The sequence below is a fragment of the Pseudomonas asiatica genome (genome assembly GCF_040214835.1).
Lineage (GTDB): Bacteria > Pseudomonadota > Gammaproteobacteria > Pseudomonadales > Pseudomonadaceae > Aquipseudomonas > Aquipseudomonas putida_Z.
The window spans coordinates 607,022-625,560 of the sequence record NZ_CP157874.1; the positions used below are offsets into that span (position 1 = coordinate 607,022).

The window sequence follows — 18,539 nt, forward strand, 5'->3', positions numbered from 1 at the left end:
TAAATGGCGAATGAGATTTTTTTCGCTCACGCAACGGCGATTCCCCGGCCATGGGAAGGCTGCAGAAAGTTTCAGAGGATGAGAATGGCGGGCATTAAAAAGCCGGCTTGTGGCCGGCTTCTCGGGGACGCTTCCGACTAATTTATGGTAAGCCGCAATCGCCTTAACTGTGTGGCCATCAAGGGCCTGAAAGAGATGGCAGATGCCCGTGTGGGATATCGCCGAGCCCTCTGGACCGCGGCTCGCGCCGGTCGGGGCTGAATGTGCGGCGTAGCATACAAGGGCGCGCGCAGGATGCCCAGCAAAAAATGGCACAGGTTGTTTCAGTCGGGCCGTTGCTGGCGGAAATGCGACCAGTGGAACACCCAGCCCAGAATCTCCAGCCTTTGTGTCTGGCGCTGGGCGGTGGTGTAGCGTTCGACCGCATAGTTGCGCCGATCATGGCTGTGCAGGTACAGCGTGCCGTTCTGGCCGAGGCTGAGGTTGTTCACCCTGAGCACGCCGTTGTGCAGCAGGGCATAGGTTTCGCCCTCGAACACCTGGGTCATGCCCAGGTCGATGGCCAGGGTGGCCTGCAGCGGAATCAGCGGGGTCATGTTGCTGGCGGGCATCGCCAGGCAGATGGCGTTGTCGGCATGCACTCCCAACCCTTTCAGGGCTTTTGCGGGCAGGCACATGTGCTTGCCCGCCACGGGTGACAGCAGGCCGTTGTGCAGTTCGTAAAAGGGCACCTTCAGTGCCCGGCCGCCTTGCGCTGACAGCGGCGTGCGCGGGTTGGCAGGCGCCGGCCCTGGCGGGCAGCTGCGCAGGATCGGGTTGTGGTGTTTGGGGCCTTCGCCCGTGCGCAACCAACGACGATGCACGCAGAACAGGTCGGCCATTTCGTCCAGCCGTGCCAAAGGCACGCCGCGCTTGAGCCAGTTGTTGACGTGCTGGGGGGTGACGCTGCGCTGGGCGGCGAAATCGGAAGAGGTCAGGCCACATTCGTGGAGGAGGGCTTTGAGTCGGTCGCCGGATGTGTTCATGGCGGCGAGTGTAGCGGCGGGGTGCCAGCAAGGATATGAACCGGATGTTGATGGGGCTTGTGTGAAAAGCGCCTGTTTGTAGGGCGTTGGAGTAGGACTGCGTAGGATTTATTACCGCATCAGACGTTGGCGCGGTAGCTGTAGGAGCGGCCTTGTGTCGCGACGGGACGCGAAGCGTCCCCAAAACCATCCCGCACGATTTACCTGAGAGACCGCATTTGCTGATTTTACGGCCGCTTCGCGCCCGATCGCGACACAAGGCCGCTCCTACAACCGACCGCGAAGGCAGGTCATTCAACAAGAAGGCTGCGAACGAAGGTCGCTGACGAATGGCCATAAAAAACCCCGCCGAGGCGGGGTTTTTCATGCAACCGGCATCAGCCCTTGTAGGCAGCAACCGATTTGGTGATCGCGGCGCGGGCGGCGTCAGCGCCTTCCCAGCCTTCGATCTTGACCCACTTGCCCTTCTCGAGATCTTTGTAGTTGGCAAAGAAGTGCTCGATCTGCTGGATCAGCAGGGCTGGCAGGTCGGTGTACTCCTTCACATCGACGTACAGCTGCGACAGCTTGTCGTGAGGAACAGCGATGACCTTGGCGTCGCCGCCGCCGTCGTCGGTCATGTTCAGCACGCCGACCGGACGGGCGCGGATAACCGAACCTGGGGCTACCGGGTAAGGGGTAACGACCAGCACGTCCAGCGGATCACCGTCATCGGCCAGGGTGTTCGGGATGAAGCCGTAGTTGGCTGGGTAGAACATCGGGGTAGCCATGAAACGGTCGACGAACAGGGTATCGCTGTCCTTGTCGATCTCGTATTTGATCGGCGCGTGGTTGGCCGGGATCTCGATGGCGACGTAGATGTCGTTCGGCAGGTCTTTGCCCGCCGGAATCTTGCTGTAGCTCATTGGGCAGTGCCCCCGTGTTTGACCAAAAAAGTGGCGGCGATTATAGGCACATTCTGCATGGGCATGCCACGCCTGGCCTGATGTGCGGCCCCGTCAGGCGTGGCTTTCGCGGTATTCCGGGTGTTCGGCCTGCAGCCGGCACAGGCGCGCCAGTGGGTCCTGGCGGTAGAACAGCGACAACTGGCGGTAGACCTGTGGATAAGCCTGTTGCAGCAGGTCGGGGGCACTAAAGAAGTACTCGCTGGTGACGGCAAAGAACTCCGCGGGGTTCTCCGCGGCATACGGGTCGATGGCGGTTTCGGCGTCGGGGTTGGCGTCCAGCTGGCGGTTGAGGTCGTCATAGGCCTGTTGCATGGCGGTTGCCCATTCATCCACAGGCATGCCGCTGTGCAGCGGCGGCAGGCCGTTGGCATCGCCATTGAGCATGTCGAGCTTGTGCGCCAGTTCATGGATGACCAGGTTGTAGGCCTCCCAGCCACCGCTTGCCAGCACGCCGTTCCAGGCGAGGATGATCGGGCCCTGCTGCCAGGCCTCGCCGCTGTGCTCGCCGTCCCACACGTGCTCCACGCCACTGGCATCGCGGTGGCGCTGGGGGCTCTTGAAGTCGTCGGGGTAGAGGATGATTTCGTGGAAACCCTGGTACCAGTTCAGCTCGCCCAGGTGCAGCAGCGGCAACTGCGCCTGGGCCGCCAGCAACAGGCGCTGCTCGTCATCCGGCTCGACGCCGGGCAGGCAGGTGAGGTGCTTGTCGAGCAGGAACAGGATGCAGGCTTCACGCAACCAGCGATCTTCTTCGTCCGTGATGCCGTCCAGCATCGGCAGGCGCTCGCGCACGGCCTGCCATTGCTGGGGGGTGATGGGGTAGCGCGCCAGGGTGCGCTTGCGCCGCCAGGCGCTGAACGACCACATCTGCAGGTTTCAGTGGGCCTTGGCCGTGCGGCCCAGGCGGCCACGCAGCAGGCCGAGGATCATCGGCACCAGCGACAGGATGATGATGCCCACTACCATCAGCGACAGGTGCTGCTTGATGAATGGCACGTTGCCGAAGAAGTAGCCCAAGGTCACCAGGCCGCCGACCCACAGCAGCGAACCGGCGACGCTGAAACCGAGGAAGCGCGGGTAGTGCATGTGGGCGATACCGGCGACGAACGGTGCAAAGGTGCGCAGGATGGGCAGGAAGCGCGCCATGGTCACGGTCTTGCCGCCGTGGCGTTCATAGAAGTCGTGGGTACGTTGCAGGTAGTCGCGACGGAAGATCTTCGAGTTGGGGTTGTTGAACAACCGCTCGCCGGCCGTGCGGCCGATCACGTAGTTGGTGCTGTCGCCGAGGATTGCGGCGGCCATCAGCAGGCCGGCCAGCAGCAACGGGTCCATGCCGCCACCGGCGGCCACGGCGCCGGCAATGAACAGCAGCGAATCACCGGGCAGGAAGGGCATGACCACCAGCCCGGTTTCACAGAAGATCACGGTGAAGAGGATGGCGTAGATCCAGGGACCGTAGTTGGTGACCAGCAGATCGAGGTAGGCATCGAGATGCAGGATAAGGTCCAGCGGGTTGAAATCCATGTACAGCACCTGTGTTCTTGGGCGTAGGCTCGGTTACCTGGGGATGGGTAAATTTTCACACATGACAGGTGGGCCATTATACGGCTAAGTCAGGAACATGCCCGGGGAGTTTGTAGCGGGGGGTTACGGCAGGGGGGTATTCCTGTACCGGCCTCTTCGCGGGTAAACCCGCTCCCACAGGTACAGCACCGACTTCAGATGCGCCGCTATGCCTGTGGGAGCGGGTTTACCCGCGAAGAGGCCAGCACAGTCAATCCTGGCTGATCGGCAGGATATAGCTCTTGAACTCGTTATCCTCACGAAACCCGATGGATTCGTAAGTCTTGTGCGCTACCTCATTGTCCGCACTGGTCGACACCCGCATGCGCACGGCGTTGGTTTCCTTGGCCATTTTCTTCGCCTCGCGCATCAGGTGGTCGGCCACCAGCATGCGCCGCGAGTCCTCGGCCACATAGATATCGTTGAGAATCCATACCCGCTTCAACGACAGCGATGAGTAGCTTGGGTACAGCTGGCAGAATCCCAGCAGTTTGCCGTCGTCATCATCGGGTAGCGCCAGGTAGATCACCGACTCATCCCGCTTCAGGCGCTTTTCCAGGAAACTGCGCGAGCTGTCAGGGTAGGGTAGCTGCCCATAGAACTCACGGTATTTGACGAACATCGGCGTGAGCAGGTCGAGGTGTTCCAGGGTTGCCTTGATGATGCGCATGTGCGGCCCTCAGAGTCCATTAGGGGAAACAGCGGATTGCCATCAGCCTTCAAGGGCATGCTGCCCAATGCGCGGTGCAAGTGCAATCCGCCTTCCGTGACATGTTTTTTACCCTTTGCCGAGCAGGAAGTTACCTTTCTGGCCGGTGCTGTGTTCACTCTCCAGGCTATGGACCTCGGCTTCGTCCTTCAGATTCACCCCGGAAAGCTGGCGCCGGCAGGCTTCGCGCATCAAGTACAGCAAGCGGTGCGCCGCCATGCCATAACTCAGGCCCTCCAGGCGGATGTTGGAAATGCAGTTGCGGTAGGCATCGGTCAGGCCGACCTTCGGTGCATAGGTGAAGTACAGGCCAAGGCTGTCGGGCGAGCTGAGCCCCGGGCGTTCGCCGATCAGCATCACCGTCATCCGTGCGCCCAGCAGCTCACCAACCTCGTCGGCCACTGCCACGCGGCCCTGCTGCACCAGCACCACCGGGGCGCTGGTCCAGCCGTCGGCGGCGGCCTGTTCCTCGAAGCGCGCCAGGAACGGCAGGGTGTGGCGGTGCACGGCCAGTGCCGACAGGCCGTCAGCGACGACGATGGCCAGGTCGACCCCGCCGGGGTTGGCCTGGGCGTGCTGGCGCAGCGCGGCAACCGAATCTTCGTTCAGCCGTCGCCCCAGGTCCGGGCGTTGCAGGTACTGGTTGCGGTCGCTGGCGGCGCTGTGCAGCACCAGGCTTTCGCGCCCGCGGTCACTCAGCTGGGTAGCCAGGCCGGCATGGTCGAAGGCCAGGTGCACGGCATCGCGGGCCTGGGCGTGGGCAAACTGGAAGTCCAGCTGCGCACCGGTCGGCAGGCTGGTGCCGGTGCGGCCCAGGGCTATGCGCGCCGGGGTCAGGTTGCGCAGGGCCAGCCAAGGGTTGTCGGGGGTAGGCGTGCGGTGGTCCATGGTCATCCCTATGCAAGCTGTGCCAAGGCCTGGCGGAAGGCCGGCGGCAGGTTGTCACCAAAGCGCACCCGGCCATCGGCCTGGGTGAAGATGCCGGTGCGGGCCAGCCATGCCTCGAACTCCGGCCCGGGCTTCAGGCCCAGGGTCTGGCGCGCGTACAGCGCGTCGTGGAACGAGGTGGTCTGGTAGTTGAGCATGATGTCGTCGGAGCCGGGGATGCCCATGATGAAGTTGATCCCGGCCACACCCAGCAGGGTCAGCAGGGTGTCCATGTCGTCCTGGTCGGCTTCGGCGTGGTTGGTGTAGCAGATGTCGCAACCCATCGGCACTCCCAGCAGCTTGCCGCAGAAGTGGTCTTCGAGGCCGGCGCGGATGATCTGCTTGCCGTTGTACAGGTACTCCGGGCCGATGAAGCCGACCACGGTGTTGACCAGGAATGGCTTGAAGTGGCGGGCCACGGCATAGGCGCGGGTTTCACAGGTCTGCTGGTCGACGCCGTGGTGGGCGTTGGTCGACAGCGCGCTGCCCTGGCCGGTTTCGAAGTACATCAGGTTCTGCCCGAGGGTGCCGCGTTTCAGCGAAAGGCCCGCTTCGTAGCCTTCCTGCAGCACGTTCAGGTTGATGCCGAACCCGGCGTTGGCCGCCTCGGTACCGGCGATGGACTGGAACACCAGGTCCAGTGGCACGCCACGGTTGATCGCCTCGATCGAGGTGGTGACGTGGGTCAGCACGCAGGCCTGGGTGGGGATGTCGTAGCGCTGGATGATGGCGTCGAGCATTTCCAGCAGGGCGCAGATCGAGGCGATGCTGTCGGTGGCCGGGTTGATGCCGATCATGGCGTCGCCGTTACCGTACAGCAGGCCGTCGAGAATGCTGGCGGCGATGCCGGCTGGCTCGTCGGTGGGGTGGTTGGGCTGCAGCCGCGTCGACAGGCGCCCGCGCAGGCCCATGGTGCCACGGAACCGGGTGACCACGCGGATCTTCTGTGCCACCAGCACCAGGTCCTGCACGCGCATGATCTTCGACACCGCGGCGGCCATTTCCGGCGTCAGCCCGGGTGCCAGGTTGCGCAGGCTGTCCTCGTTGGCCTCTTCGCTCAGCAGCCAGTCGCGCAGGCCACCCACGGTCAGGTGGCTGACCGGGGCGAAGGCCTGGGCATCGTGGGTGTCGATGATCAGGCGCGTGACTTCATCATCTTCGTAAGGGATCAGCGCTTCGTTGAGGAAATGCGTCAGCGGGATATTGGCCAAGGCCATCTGCGCGGCGACCCGTTCGCCGTCGTTGCTGGCCGCGACGCCCGCCAGGTAGTCCCCCGAGCGGGCGGGGCTGGCCTTGGCCATCACTTCCTTGAGGCTGTCGAAGCGGTAGACCAGGTGGCCGACCGTGTGTACGAAACTTGCCATACAGACTCTCCAGAGCCGCGGGTTGCCCCGCGGCGGGTGGCGGCGATCAGTGCAAGGCCTCTTCGGCCTTCTGGATCGCGGCGAATTCCTCTTCCGGTGTACCCGCGACCAGGTGGTGGCGGCTGTAGAAAGCAAAGTAGGCAATTAATACCGCATAGATCACTGCGGCGCCAATCACCACCCGTGGGTCGACCAGGAAACCGGCGACCACGGCGATGCAGGCCAGTACCAGTGCCAGGCCCGAGGTGAAGATGCCACCGGGGGTGCGGTATGGGCGCTCCATCTTCGGCCGGCGGATGCGCAGGGTGATGTGCGCGGCCATCATCAGCACGTACGACAGGGTAGCGCCGAACACCGCCACCAGGATCAGCAGGTCACCCTGGCCGGTCAGCGACAGGGCAAAGCCGATGATCCCGGGGATGATCAAGGCCAGTACCGGGGCCTTGCTCTTGTTGGTTTCCGACAGTTTGCGCGGCAGGTAGCCGGCGCGGGACAGGGCGAAGATCTGCCGGGAGTAGGCGTAGATGATCGAGAAGAAGCTGGCGATCAGCCCGGCCAGGCCGACCAGGTTGACGAAGCCGCCCATCCAGGTGCTACCGCCGTAGGCTTTGGACAAGGCTTCTACCAGCGGGTTGCCGGACGCTTTCAGTGCTTCGGAGCCTGCGCCGCCCGGGCCGACCACCAGGATCAGCAGGGCGAAGGCCAGCAACACCAGCATGGCGCCGATCAGGCCGCGTGGCAGGTCACGCTTGGGGTTCTTGGTTTCTTCGGCAGCCAGCGGCACGCCCTCTACGGCGAGGAAGAACCAGATGGCATAGGGGATGGCCGCCCACACGCCGACATAGCCGAACGGCAGGAAGCTGCTGGCGCCCACGGCGTCCGTTTTGGCGATGTCGAACAGGTTGGCTGCATCAAAATGGGGCACCATGCTCACCAGGAACACGGCCAGGGCGATGGCGGCGATGGCGGTGATGATGAACATCAGCTTCAACGCCTCACCCACGCCAAAGATGTGGATGCCGATGAACACGATGTAGAACGCCAGGTAGATCATCCAGCCGCCGATGCCGAACAGTGACTGGCAGTAGGCGCCGATGAACACCGCGATGGCGGCGGGGGCGATGGCGTACTCGATGAGGATCGCCGTCCCGGTGAGGAAGCCGCCCCAGGGGCCGAAGGCACTGCGGGCAAAGCCGTAGCCGCCGCCTGCGGTGGGGATCATCGACGACAGTTCGGCCAGCGAGAAGCACATGCACAGGTACATGGTGGCCATCAGCAGGGTGGCGAGGAACATGCCGCCCCAGCCGCCCTGGGCCAGGCCGAAGTTCCAGCCGGCATAGTCGCCGGAGATGACGTAGGCCACGCCCAGGCCGACCAGCAGGACCCAGCCGGCGGCACCTTTTTTCAGTTCACGTTGCTGGAAGTAGTCCGAGCCGACTTTTTCGAAGTCGACGGAAGAGCCTGCCGGCGAGCCGGCGGAATGATCGCTTGGCATAGATTCACCTGTTGTTTTTCTTGGTGGCCGGACGGGTTCCGGGCCGATGGTGATGGGTACTGCAGGAAGCGAGCCAGAGCGGTTGGTGCACGGTTACCGCTCTGGGTTTTGTATATGCAGGCCTGGCCTCTTCGCGGGCTTGCCCGCTCCCACAGGGACTGCACAAGTTTCAAGACCAGTGCAATACCTGTTGGAGCGGGCGAGCCCGCGAAGGCCGCGACGCGGTTTAGAAGAAGCCCAACGGATTGATGTCGTAGCTCACCAGCAGGTTCTTGGTCTGCTGATAGTGGTCGAGCATCATCTTGTGGGTCTCACGCCCGACCCCCGACTTCTTGTAGCCACCGAACGCGGCATGCGCCGGGTACAGGTGGTAGCAGTTGGTCCACACGCGGCCAGCCTTGATCCCACGGCCCATGCGGTAGGCACGGTTGATGTCGCGGGTCCACACGCCGGCACCCAGGCCGAACTCGGTGTCGTTGGCGATCGCCAGGGCTTCGGCTTCGTCCTTGAAGGTGGTGACGCTGACCACCGGGCCGAAGATTTCTTCCTGGAACACGCGCATCTTGTTGTTGCCCTTGAGCAGGGTCGGCTGGATGTAGTAACCGGTGGCCAGCGAGCCTTCCAGTTTCTCGACCTTGCCGCCGGTCAGCAACTCGGCGCCTTCCTTCTGGGCGATGTCGAGGTACGACAGGATCTTCTCGAACTGCTGTTGCGAGGCCTGGGCGCCGACCATGGTGTCGGTGTCCAGCGGGTCGCCGCGCTTGATCTGCAGCACCTTCTTCATCACCACTTCCATGAACTGCGGATAGATCGACTCCTGTACCAGTGCCCGTGACGGGCAGGTGCATACCTCGCCCTGGTTGAAGAACGCCAGCACCATGCCTTCGGCCGCCTTCTCGATGAAGCTTGGCTCGGCTTGCATGATGTCTTCGAAATACACGTTCGGCGACTTGCCGCCCAGTTCGACGGTGGACGGGATGATGTTCTCGGCGGCGCACTTCATGATGTGCGAGCCGACCGGGGTCGAGCCGGTGAAGGCGATCTTGGCGATGCGCTTGCTGGTGGCCAGTGCTTCACCGGCTTCGCGGCCAAAGCCTTGCACCACGTTGAGCACGCCTTTTGGCAGCAGGTCACCGATCACTTCCAGCAGCACGGTGATGCCCAGCGGGGTCTGTTCGGCCGGCTTGAGCACCACGCAGTTGCCGGCGGCCAGTGCCGGGGCAAGCTTCCAGGCGGCCATCAGGATCGGGAAGTTCCACGGGATGATCTGCCCGACCACGCCCAGCGGCTCGTGGATGTGGTACGCCACGGTGCCTTCGTTGATTTCCGCGGCGCCGCCTTCCTGGGCGCGGATGCAGCCAGCGAAGTAGCGGAAGTGGTCGACCGCCAGCGGAATGTCGGCATTGAGGGTTTCGCGGATCGGCTTGCCGTTGTCCCAGGTTTCGGTGATTGCCAGCAGTTCGAGGTTCTGCTCGATACGGTCGGCGATCTTCAGCAGAACGTTGGAGCGGTCCTGCACTGAGGTGCGGCCCCAGGCGTCGGCCGCAGCGTGGGCGGCATCCAGGGCTTTATCGATGTCTTCGGCAGTGGAGCGAGGGAATTCAGCGATCAGCTTGCCATTCACCGGGGAGGTATTTTCGAAGTACTGCCCCTTTACCGGAGGAACGAACTCACCACCGATGTAGTTGCCGTAGCGGCTCTTGAAGGAAACCTTCGCGCCTTCGGTACCGGGATGTGCGTAACGCATGGTGTGTCTCCTGGCTATTGTGTTTGTTAGGGAGTTGGAAAGCGTAGAGCAAAGGTTGGGCCAGCGTTTCGAGCACCAGGCAAATCAATGACTTGGCTCGGTTCTTTGGGCCTGGCCCACGGTCGCTGTGCCAGCGCCGGTACGCGCGGGGGTGACACTTTGTGCCATTTGCGACACGTAACCGGAGGGTGCATTGCAAAGCCTTCCCGGGTGGAGGATGCTGGCGGGACTCTCTATCTGCGGAGAACTACAACAATGCAGAGCAATCATTTCAGCCGCCATGCCCAGCAAGTCCATACCGTCGCCCATGGTGGGGCCGGGGAGGGCGGCAGTGACCCGTCCATCGCCCGCTCCTGGCTGCGCTGCCTGGAGGACTACCACCTCGACCCGTCGGTGATCGAGGCTCCGGTGGTGCTCGAGCATGGGCGCCTGCTGGAAAGCCGCGAGCGCCTGCGCCAGGTGCTGCAGATTGCCGACCATGAAATGAACAGCCTGCACCAGCAGCTTTCCGGGGCCGGCCATGCAGTGCTGCTGACCGATGCCCGTGGGGTGATCCTGAATTGTGTCAGCGCGCCGACCGAGCGGCGCAGCTTCGAGCGCGCCGGCCTGTGGCTGGGCGCTGACTGGAGCGAGGCGCGCGAGGGCACCAACGGCATCGGCACCTGCCTGGTCGAGCGCCAGGCGCTGACCATCCATCAGAACGAGCACTTCCGTGGCCGCCACACCGGCCTGACCTGCTCCGCCAGCCCGGTGTTCGACCCGCATGGCGAGCTGCTGGCAGTGCTGGATGTGTCTTCGGCGCGGCCCGACGTTTCCCGCCAGAGCCAGTTCCACACCATGGCCCTGGTCAACCTGTCGGCGAAGATGATCGAAAGCTGCTACTTCCTGCGCCATTTCGAACAGCAATGGCTGCTGCGTTTTCACCTGCAGGCCGAGTCGGTCGGCCTGTTCAGCGAAGGCCTGCTGGCGTTCGACGGTGACGGGCGCATCTGCGCCGTCAACCAGAGCGCGCTTAACCTGCTGGGCACGGTGCGTGGTGGCGTGCTGGGCAAACCGCTGGAACGCTTTTTCGCTTGCAGCCACGACGAACTGTTCAGTCGCGCCACGCCCGGTGGCAGCACGGCCTGGCCGCTGCATACCCTGGACGGGCGCCAGGTGTTCGCCAGCCTGCGTGGCCAGGCGCGCGCACCGGTGTGGTCGGTGCCGGCCGCCCAGCCGCGACCCGCACGGGAAGTGGAACCGCTTATCTGCCTGCTCGACCCGGCCTTGCAGAACGACTTCCGCCGCAGCGTGCGGGTGTTCGAGCGCGATGTGCCGCTGTTGCTGCGCGGCGAGACCGGCTGTGGCAAGGAGGCCTTTGCCCAGGCCGTGCACCAGGCCAGCGAGCGGCGCGGCAAGCCGTTCGTCGCCATCAACTGCGCCTCGATCCCGGAGAGCCTGATCGAGAGCGAACTGTTCGGCTACCGCGGCGGCAGCTTTACCGGTGCGCGCAAGGAAGGCATGCGCGGCAAGCTGCTGCAGGCCGATGGCGGCACCTTGCTGCTGGACGAGATTGGCGACATGCCACTGGCCCTGCAAACCCGCCTGCTGCGCGTGCTGGAGGAGCGCCAGGTGGTGCCGATCGGTGGCGAGCCGCAGGCGGTCGACGTGCGCATTATCAGCGCTACCCACCGAGACCTGCTGGAACGGGTGGAGCAGGGCAGTTTCCGCGAGGACCTGTATTACCGGCTTAATGGCCTGGAAGTGGCATTGCCTGCGGTGCGCGAGCGCAGTGACAAGGCGCAGTTGCTGGACTTTCTGCTGCGTCAGGAGGCGCAGGGAGAACCGATCGATATCGAGCCCAGGGCACGGCAGGCACTGCTCGACTTCGCCTGGCCGGGCAACGTGCGGCAGATGCGCAACGTGCTGCGTACCCTGGTGGCACTTTGCGAAGACTCCCGCATCATGTTCCCGGATCTTCCCGCCATTCTCCGCAACGGCACCGTCCCTGCAGGAGCGGCCTTGTGTCGCGAAAGGGCCGCAGAGCGGCCCCAGGGTCCCAGCCGCGCCGACCAATTTGCAGGGGTTGCTTCGCAGCCCGATCGCGACACAAGGCCGCTTCTACAGGATGCGGAGCGGCAAGCATTGTTGGAGACGCTAGAGGCAAAACACTGGCACCTCACCCGTGTCGCCGAGCACTTGGGCATCAGCCGCAATACCTTGTATCGAAAACTGCGCAAACACGGCATCACCAGGGCCGACTGAGCGAAACATCTGGTGCGATTTGTCGCGCCCTGGGCTACCCTGCCTCGATGTTTTGCGAGGTCGACCATGCATATTCACATTCTCGGTATTTGCGGCACTTTCATGGGCTCGCTGGCGGTGCTGGCCAAGGAACTTGGCCACCGCGTCACCGGCTCGGACGCCAACGTGTATCCCCCGATGAGCACCCAGCTCGAAGCCCAGGGCATCGAGCTGACCCAAGGCTATGACCCGGCCCAGCTGGATCCGGCGCCAGACCTGGTGGTCATCGGCAATGCCATGTCGCGTGGCAACCCGGCGGTGGAATACGTGCTGAACAAGGGCCTGCCCTATGTTTCCGGCCCGCAGTGGCTGGCCGACCACGTGTTGCAGGGCCGCTGGGTGCTGGCCGTTGCCGGTACCCACGGCAAGACCACGACCAGCAGCATGCTGGCCTGGGTGCTGGAACATGCCGGCATGAGCCCGGGCTTCCTGATCGGCGGTGTGCCGCAGAACTTTTCGGTGTCGGCGCGCCTGGGCGATACGCCGTTCTTCGTGGTCGAAGCCGACGAATACGACAGCGCCTTCTTCGACAAGCGCTCGAAGTTCGTCCACTACCACCCGCGCACGGCGATCCTCAACAACCTTGAGTTCGACCATGCGGACATCTTCCCCGACCTGGCCTCGATCGAGCGGCAGTTCCACCACCTGGTGCGCACTATCCCTAGCGAAGGCCTGGTCATCCACCCCACCACCGAGCTGGCGCTGGAGCGGGTGATCGGCATGGGTTGCTGGACCCCGGTGCAGACCACCGGCGAAGGTGGCCAGTGGCAAGCCCGTCTGCTCAGCCCCGACGGCTCGCGCTTCGAAGTGCTGTTCGACGGCGAAGCGCAGGGCGTGGTGGACTGGGCGCTGACTGGCCAGCACAACGTCGCCAACGCCCTGGCCACCCTGGCAGCGGCGCGCCATGTAGGCGTGGTGCCAGCCATGGGCATCGAAGGCCTGAGCGCCTTCAAGAGCGTCAAGCGGCGCATGGAGAAGGTTGCCGAAGTGCAGGGCGTGACCATCTACGATGACTTCGCCCACCACCCGACCGCCATCGCCACCACCCTCGACGGCCTGCGCAAGCGCGTCGGCGAGGCCCCGGTGATCGCCGTGATCGAGCCGCGTTCCAACTCGATGAAGCTCGGTGCCCACCGTGACGGCCTGCCGGAAAGCGTCAACGACGCCGATCAGGTGATCTGGTACGCCCCGGCCAACCTTGGCTGGGACCTGGCTGCCACCGCCGCGCAATGCAAAGTGCCCAGCGTGGTGGCCGACAGCCTCGAAGCGATCATCGAGCGGGTCAAGGGCCAGGCTCGCCCAGGTACCCATGTGGTGATCATGAGCAACGGCGGCTTCGGCGGCCTGCACGGCAAGCTGGCCGAGGCACTGAAGTGAGCGGGCCGGAACGCATCACCCTGGCCATGACGGGCGCCTCTGGCGCCCAGTATGGCCTGCGCCTGCTCGACTGCCTGGTGCGTGAGGACCGCGAGGTGCACTTCCTGATCTCCAAGGCCGCGCAACTGGTGATGGCTACCGAGACGGACGTGGTGCTGCCGGCCAAGCCGCAGGCGATGCAGGCCTTCCTCACCGAATATACCGGCGCTGCCGACGGGCAGATCCGCGTGTATGGCAAGGAGGACTGGATGTCGCCGGTGGCCTCGGGTTCCGGCGCCCCGGCGGCAATGGTAGTGGTGCCTTGTTCCACCGGCACCTTGTCGGCGATTGCCACAGGTGCCTGCAACAACCTGATCGAACGTGCTGCCGACGTTACCCTCAAGGAGCGTCGCCAGCTGATCCTGGTGCCGCGCGAAGCGCCGTTCTCCACCATTCACCTGGAGAACATGCTCAAGCTGTCGCAGATGGGCGCGGTGATCCTGCCGGCGGCGCCGGGCTTTTATCACCAGCCGCAGACCATCGACGACCTGGTCGACTTCGTGGTGGCGCGCATTCTCAACCTGCTGAACATTCCCCAGGACATGTTGCCGCGCTGGGGTGAGCACCACTTCGGGGTGGATGATTGAAGCGAGCGCTGGCGGGTTTGCTGGCGCTGGTGCTGCTTGGTGGCTGCGCCACGGTGCGCACGCTGGATGCCAACAAGCCCGGGGCACCGGTGGTGTATGCCGGTACCCGGTTGGACTTGTATGTGATCAATGGCGGGTGCTGCCCGCGGGATCATTACGGGGCTGATGCGCCGGCGTATCCGGGGCTGGACCTGCCGGGGAGCATGTTGCTCGATACCCTGTTGCTGCCGTTGTCTTTGCTGACAGCGGCCGGTGTAGGCTTCCAGGCCACCGGCGGCCTGTAAGGGCCCTTTCGCGGGTAAACCCGCTCCCACAGGTACTGCACCAGGTCTGAAATCGATGCAAATCCTTGTGGGAGCGGGTTTACCCGCGAAGAGGCCCTGGCAGGTAAAGCCTAATTCTTGCCCAACCTGCGCAACTCATCCGACTCCACAATCCGCACACCGTCCTCTTCCTCCAGCGCCAGCCGCCACAGCGCCCGGGCCAAGGTACAAGCCTCGATCCCCCGATACTTTCCGGGTATCAGCTTGGCAAACGGCGAAGCCAACTGTTCGCTGAGCCGCGGCTCGACCCGCTCGCCCAGCAGCAACGATGGCCGCACGATGGTCAGCTGCGGCCAATCCTGGGCCTTGAGTGCCTCTTCCATCTCGCCTTTGACCCGGTTGTAGAAAACCGACGATTTCGGGTCGGCGCCCAAGGCACTGACCACCAGCAGATGCCGTGCGCCCAACTCCCGGGCGCGCTTGCTGAACGCCACCACCATGTCCAGGTCCACCGCGCGGAAGGCCGATTCGGAACCGGCCTGCTTCAGCGTGGTGCCCAGGCAGCAGTAGGCGATATCGACCCGCCCGGCCAGCTGTGGAAGGAACACCGCCGGGTCGCCTACCGGGTTTTCCAAGTGCGGGTGCTCGGCCAGTGGCCGGCGGGTTGGCGCCAGTACGCGGGTGATGGTGGGCTCGTTGAGCAGGCGGTCGAGCAGGTGTTCACCTGTCAGACCCGTGGCACCGGCAAGCAGGACATGCTGAGGCGTCAAATACATGATGTCTCTCCCTTGTTACACACAAGCTTAGTGGTTGCGTGGCGTTTGCGCCTGTTCCCCCACGTTGGCCTGTGTGGCGTTACGCAATGCTTCTTCGGCCTGTTGCCGGCGCAGGTGCTGCCAGTGCTCAAGCACATTCGGCGGCGCCCACAGCTGCGGTTCGGAGGCCTCGAAACCTTCCCTTTGTTCTCTTTCGGCAACGCTGGCGCGCGCCAGTTCAAACGCCTGTTTCAGGTCGTCGGTCTGGTTCAGCGCTTCGGCGAACAGGGCATCGCCGAAGTAGGTGAAATCGGCTTCTTCCGAGCAACCGAAGGACACGCGGTCGGCCCGGGCGGCGGTCATGATCAGCGTGCGCTCATCCTTGAGCGGGGCGATATAGCCCCCTGAATAGCACGCGGATATGACAATGACCTTGTCGCGGTCCTTCAGCGGTGCCAGGGCGCTGGCGAGTTCGTCGGCGGACAGGTCGGCCAGCTGCAGGCGCGGTTGGTCGAACACCAGCTGGTGGTCGTGGCTGCCATGGCTGGTGAGGTAGATGAACACCAGGTCTTCGGGGCCGCTGCGCTCGGCCAGGGTTCGGGCGGCGCGGGTAAGGTTTTCACGCGTGGCCATGGGGCGGGTGGTCATGTGATCGCGGTGGTTGACCAAGGTCACCTGGCCACGGGCGCCAAAGCGCACCTTGAGCATGTTGCTGACGTAGTCGGCTTCGCGCATGAACACGCTCTGCTGGCCATCGCCGCCAACCACCAGGCTGTACAGCTGGACTGCTGGCGCCGACCGCGGCACCCGGGCCAGCGCTTCGTCCAGCAAACGGCCCTGGTTGAGCAGCGCCAGGTCCAGCGGGTCGGGCAACAGTTTGCCGTTCTGGTCCCGTACGCGCACGCCGTTGCTCCAGGTGCCGCTTTCGACCTTGCCGTTGGTCATGATCAGCCGGCCTTGGCCGTGGTAGGCATCGTTGAGGAAGCCACCGATGTACTTGCTGCCGTCGGCCAGTTGCAGGCTGCCCTGGCCCGACAGACGCCAGTCGGCGAAGGTGCCCTTGTAGTGGCTGCCATCGCTGCCCAGCAGTTCGCCTTCGCCGACCAGCGAGCCGTCCTTGAATTCGCCGATCCACACATCACCGTCGGCATTTTCGAAGCGGCCACGGCCTTCCAGGCGGTTGTCCTTGAACTCACCGATGTACTGCTCGCCGTCGACGCTGTCGTAGGTGCCGCTGCCTTCCAGCTGGCCGTTGATGAAGTGGCCGCTGAACTGGTTGCCGCTGGCATCGCTGCGTACCCCGGCACCGTTGGGCTTGCCCTTGGCGAACAGGCCCTGGTAGCGGCTGCCGTCGGCCAGTTCCAGCTCGCCGGCGCCTTCGTACAGGTCGTCCTTGAACTGGCCGCGGTAGGTCTGGTCGGCTTGCTTGAGGGTGCCTTCGCCGTCGCGGCGGCCGTGGCTGAAGGTGCCGGCATAGTGGCTGCCCGGGGTATTCAGCTCACCCAGCCCCTGGAACAGCCCCGCGGCGAACTGGCCGCGGTACACCTCGCCGTTGCGGCCGTGCCATTCGCCCTGGCCGTGCCATTGGCCGTCCTTGAAGGTACCGGCGTACCAGCTGCCGTTGGGGTAGTCGATCCGTCCCTCGCCTTGCAGCAGGCCATCGACCACCTGCCCCCGGTACCGCCCACCGTCAGGCAGGCGCGCGTCCGGCGGGAGCAGCGATTCGCCATCGCCGCAGGCGGCGAGCAGCAGGACCAGGGTGACGGGGAGCAGTGAACGCATGGCGAGAACCGGGCAATAGGTCTGCCGAGTATGACGCAGAATGGGATCCTGAAACAGCGAAGGCATGTGCTGGCGCAGCTCTCGAGCCTGCACTGCATCCAAAGCTGGCACGGAACCTGTGGGAGCGGGCGTGCCCGCGAACACCGGCGAAGCCGGTGCCATCCACCGAGTTGCCTGATTCGCGGGCACGCCCGCTCCCACAGGTTCCGCGGAGACTTTCAGCTTTGCGCAATACCTGTGGGAGCGGCTTTAGCCGCGAACACCGGCGGAGCCGGTGCCAGGCACCGCGTCGCCTGCTTCGCGGGTGAACCCGCTCCCACAGGTATTGCGGTGACTTTCAACTTTGCGCAATACCTGTGGGAGCGGCTTTAGCCGCGAACACCGGCGGAGCCGGTGCCATGCACCGTGTGGCTTTCTTCGCGGGTGAACCCGCTCCCACAGGTATTGCGGGGACCTTCAGCTTTGCGCACTACCTGTGGGAGCGGCTTTAGCCGCGAACACCGGCGGAGCCGGTGCCATGCACCGTGTGGCTTTCTTCGCGGGTGAACCCGCTCCCACAGGTTCCGTGTTGCCTTTGAGGTGCAATCAGCGCACGCCCGGCGAAACGATGATCTTCACGTTCTCCTCCTTGTTGTTGACCAACTCCTCGAAGCCCAGCTCGACAATCTGCTCCAACCCGATCCGCCCGGTCACCAGCGGGCGAATGTCCAGCCTGCCGTCAGCGATGAAGGCAATCACATCGGCAAACTCGCCGTTATACGCCAACGCTCCCAGCACTTGCTTTTCGGTGGACACCAGTTCGAAGAAGTTGAACTCGCTAGGCTCCTCGAATATCCCCACCAACACGCACTTGCCCGCCTTGCGGATGGTGTCGATGGCCAGCTTGGCCGTGTGCTTGTTGCCGATGCATTCAAAACTCACATCCGCCCCCAGCCCGGCCGTCAGCTTGCGGATTTCCGCCAGGGCGTCGCACTGGCTAGGGTCCAGCACCACGCTGGCGCCAACCTCTTTGGCCTTGGCCTTGCGTGCCGAGGACATTTCCAGGGCGATCACCTGCGCCGCGCCTGCCGCCTTGGCACACATGATGGTGCACAAACCGATAGTGCCGGCTCCAACTACCACCACCGTCTGGCCAAGCAGACTGCCGGCCTTCTTTACCGCATGCATGCCCACCGCCAGCGGTTCGATCAGCGCCCCGGCCTCTGCCGGGAAACCCTGCGGCAGCCGGTACAGCAGGTTGGCGGGCACGTTGACCAGTTCGGCAAAGGCGCCGTTGTTCATCAGGCCGGTGAAGGCAAGGCGCTCGCAGATGTTGTACAGGCCGTGGGTGCAGTAGTAGCAGGTGCCGCAATGCTGGCAGGCGTCCGCAGCCACCGGTTCACCGACGGCAAAACCTTCCACGCCTTCACCCAGCTTGGCGATCTGGCCGCAGAACTCGTGGCCGAGGATGCACTGGCCCTGGATGCCGGTCAGCGGGTGCGGTGCCTCCACCGGGATGAATACCGGGCCGGCGACGTATTCGTGCAGGTCGGAGCCGCAGATGCCGCACCAGTCCACCTTGATCTGTACCCAGCCGGGCGCAGGGTCGGCCGGCAGGGGCACCTGTTCGACGCGAATATCATTGCGGCCATGCCAGACGGCGGCACGCATGTGGGTGTGGCTCAGGTCATTCATTG

The 18,539-nt window shown here is 64.2% G+C and carries 16 protein-coding genes; 4 read left to right on the top strand and 12 right to left on the bottom strand.

What is annotated here, in order from left to right; translation table 11 throughout:
• Positions 1-323: 323 nt before the first annotated feature.
• From ABNP31_RS02775 to exaC, 9 genes are all read right to left on the bottom strand, one after another.
• Entirely contained in the window at positions 324-1,025 is a 702-nt protein-coding gene (locus tag ABNP31_RS02775; RefSeq protein WP_085665401.1) for an XRE family transcriptional regulator, read from the bottom strand.
• A gap of 377 nt (positions 1,026-1,402) precedes the next feature.
• Complete coding sequence (gene ppa / locus ABNP31_RS02780; RefSeq protein ID WP_003255365.1) at positions 1,403-1,930, bottom strand: inorganic diphosphatase; 528 nt, start codon at positions 1,928-1,930, stop codon at positions 1,403-1,405.
• A 93-nt stretch (positions 1,931-2,023) separates the two neighbouring features.
• Positions 2,024-2,839 (bottom strand): zinc-dependent peptidase, encoded by an 816-nt coding sequence (locus tag ABNP31_RS02785; protein ID WP_025337546.1) that lies wholly within the window; start codon positions 2,837-2,839, stop codon positions 2,024-2,026.
• A gap of 9 nt (positions 2,840-2,848) precedes the next feature.
• Complete coding sequence (locus ABNP31_RS02790) at positions 2,849-3,496, bottom strand: DedA family protein (protein WP_025337547.1); 648 nt, start codon at positions 3,494-3,496, stop codon at positions 2,849-2,851.
• A 250-nt stretch (positions 3,497-3,746) separates the two neighbouring features.
• A complete protein-coding gene (locus ABNP31_RS02795) occupies positions 3,747-4,205 on the bottom strand; it encodes a GNAT family N-acetyltransferase (protein ID WP_003257044.1) in 459 nt (152 codons plus the stop codon).
• A gap of 108 nt (positions 4,206-4,313) precedes the next feature.
• Entirely contained in the window at positions 4,314-5,132 is an 819-nt protein-coding gene (eutC, locus tag ABNP31_RS02800; RefSeq protein ID WP_025337548.1) for an ethanolamine ammonia-lyase subunit EutC, read from the bottom strand.
• An 8-nt stretch (positions 5,133-5,140) separates the two neighbouring features.
• Positions 5,141-6,535 carry an ethanolamine ammonia-lyase subunit EutB gene (locus tag ABNP31_RS02805; protein WP_085665402.1) on the bottom strand — a complete coding sequence of 465 codons (1,395 nt, stop codon included), beginning with the start codon at positions 6,533-6,535 and terminating at the stop codon, positions 5,141-5,143.
• A gap of 46 nt (positions 6,536-6,581) precedes the next feature.
• Complete coding sequence (gene eat / locus ABNP31_RS02810; RefSeq protein ID WP_013970695.1) at positions 6,582-8,030, bottom strand: ethanolamine permease; 1,449 nt, start codon at positions 8,028-8,030, stop codon at positions 6,582-6,584.
• Positions 8,031-8,256: 226 nt separating this feature from the next.
• Positions 8,257-9,777, bottom strand: coding sequence for an acetaldehyde dehydrogenase ExaC (gene exaC / locus ABNP31_RS02815; protein ID WP_025337551.1), 1,521 nt, complete (start codon positions 9,775-9,777; stop codon positions 8,257-8,259).
• Positions 9,778-10,032: 255 nt separating this feature from the next.
• On the opposite strand from exaC, the gene ABNP31_RS02820 reads away from it, so the two are divergent.
• The 4 genes from ABNP31_RS02820 to ABNP31_RS02835 all read left to right on the top strand — a co-directional run bounded on the left by ABNP31_RS02820 (position 10,033) and on the right by ABNP31_RS02835 (position 14,347).
• Positions 10,033-12,021, top strand: coding sequence for a sigma-54-dependent Fis family transcriptional regulator (locus ABNP31_RS02820; protein ID WP_350012968.1), 1,989 nt, complete (start codon positions 10,033-10,035; stop codon positions 12,019-12,021).
• 66 nt (positions 12,022-12,087) lie between these two features.
• Positions 12,088-13,437 carry a UDP-N-acetylmuramate:L-alanyl-gamma-D-glutamyl-meso-diaminopimelate ligase gene (gene mpl / locus ABNP31_RS02825; protein ID WP_075044477.1) on the top strand — a complete coding sequence of 450 codons (1,350 nt, stop codon included), beginning with the start codon at positions 12,088-12,090 and terminating at the stop codon, positions 13,435-13,437.
• Positions 13,434-14,063 (top strand): flavin prenyltransferase UbiX, encoded by a 630-nt coding sequence (gene ubiX, locus ABNP31_RS02830; RefSeq protein WP_013970698.1) that lies wholly within the window; start codon positions 13,434-13,436, stop codon positions 14,061-14,063. Before mpl ends, ubiX begins: the two co-directional genes overlap by 4 nt.
• The gene (locus tag ABNP31_RS02835; RefSeq protein ID WP_025337554.1) at positions 14,060-14,347 is read left to right on the top strand and encodes a YceK/YidQ family lipoprotein; all 288 of its coding nucleotides are present in this window, start codon (positions 14,060-14,062) and stop codon (positions 14,345-14,347) included. Before ubiX ends, ABNP31_RS02835 begins: the two co-directional genes overlap by 4 nt.
• A 110-nt stretch (positions 14,348-14,457) precedes the next feature.
• Here ABNP31_RS02835 and ABNP31_RS02840 read toward each other — a convergent pair whose 3' ends face one another.
• The 3 genes from ABNP31_RS02840 to ABNP31_RS02850 all read right to left on the bottom strand — a co-directional run bounded on the left by ABNP31_RS02840 (position 14,458) and on the right by ABNP31_RS02850 (position 18,513).
• The gene (locus tag ABNP31_RS02840) at positions 14,458-15,102 is read right to left on the bottom strand and encodes an oxidoreductase (RefSeq protein WP_085665404.1); all 645 of its coding nucleotides are present in this window, start codon (positions 15,100-15,102) and stop codon (positions 14,458-14,460) included.
• Between the two features lie 27 nt (positions 15,103-15,129).
• A complete protein-coding gene (locus ABNP31_RS02845) occupies positions 15,130-16,863 on the bottom strand; it encodes a C13 family peptidase (RefSeq protein ID WP_085665405.1) in 1,734 nt (577 codons plus the stop codon).
• A gap of 585 nt (positions 16,864-17,448) precedes the next feature.
• Entirely contained in the window at positions 17,449-18,513 is a 1,065-nt protein-coding gene (locus ABNP31_RS02850; protein WP_350013399.1) for a 2,3-butanediol dehydrogenase, read from the bottom strand.
• Positions 18,514-18,539 lie beyond the last annotated feature (26 nt).

What these genes read in the sequence shown, in the direction of transcription:
- ABNP31_RS02775 (WP_085665401.1), bottom strand. Translation starts at nt 1,025, where the DNA reads ATGAACACATCCGGCGACCGACTCAAAGCCCTCCTCCACGAATGTGGC.
- ppa (WP_003255365.1), bottom strand. Translation starts at nt 1,930, where the DNA reads ATGAGCTACAGCAAGATTCCGGCGGGCAAAGACCTGCCGAACGACATC.
- ABNP31_RS02785 (WP_025337546.1), bottom strand. Translation starts at nt 2,839, where the DNA reads ATGTGGTCGTTCAGCGCCTGGCGGCGCAAGCGCACCCTGGCGCGCTAC.
- ABNP31_RS02790 (WP_025337547.1), bottom strand. Translation starts at nt 3,496, where the DNA reads ATGGATTTCAACCCGCTGGACCTTATCCTGCATCTCGATGCCTACCTC.
- ABNP31_RS02795 (WP_003257044.1), bottom strand. Translation starts at nt 4,205, where the DNA reads ATGCGCATCATCAAGGCAACCCTGGAACACCTCGACCTGCTCACGCCG.
- eutC (WP_025337548.1), bottom strand. Translation starts at nt 5,132, where the DNA reads ATGGACCACCGCACGCCTACCCCCGACAACCCTTGGCTGGCCCTGCGC.
- ABNP31_RS02805 (WP_085665402.1), bottom strand. Translation starts at nt 6,535, where the DNA reads ATGGCAAGTTTCGTACACACGGTCGGCCACCTGGTCTACCGCTTCGAC.
- eat (WP_013970695.1), bottom strand. Translation starts at nt 8,030, where the DNA reads ATGCCAAGCGATCATTCCGCCGGCTCGCCGGCAGGCTCTTCCGTCGAC.
- exaC (WP_025337551.1), bottom strand. Translation starts at nt 9,777, where the DNA reads ATGCGTTACGCACATCCCGGTACCGAAGGCGCGAAGGTTTCCTTCAAG.
- ABNP31_RS02820 (WP_350012968.1), top strand. Translation starts at nt 10,033, where the DNA reads ATGCAGAGCAATCATTTCAGCCGCCATGCCCAGCAAGTCCATACCGTC.
- mpl (WP_075044477.1), top strand. Translation starts at nt 12,088, where the DNA reads ATGCATATTCACATTCTCGGTATTTGCGGCACTTTCATGGGCTCGCTG.
- ABNP31_RS02840 (WP_085665404.1), bottom strand. Translation starts at nt 15,102, where the DNA reads ATGTATTTGACGCCTCAGCATGTCCTGCTTGCCGGTGCCACGGGTCTG.
- ABNP31_RS02845 (WP_085665405.1), bottom strand. Translation starts at nt 16,863, where the DNA reads ATGCGTTCACTGCTCCCCGTCACCCTGGTCCTGCTGCTCGCCGCCTGC.
- ABNP31_RS02850 (WP_350013399.1), bottom strand. Translation starts at nt 18,513, where the DNA reads ATGCGTGCCGCCGTCTGGCATGGCCGCAATGATATTCGCGTCGAACAG.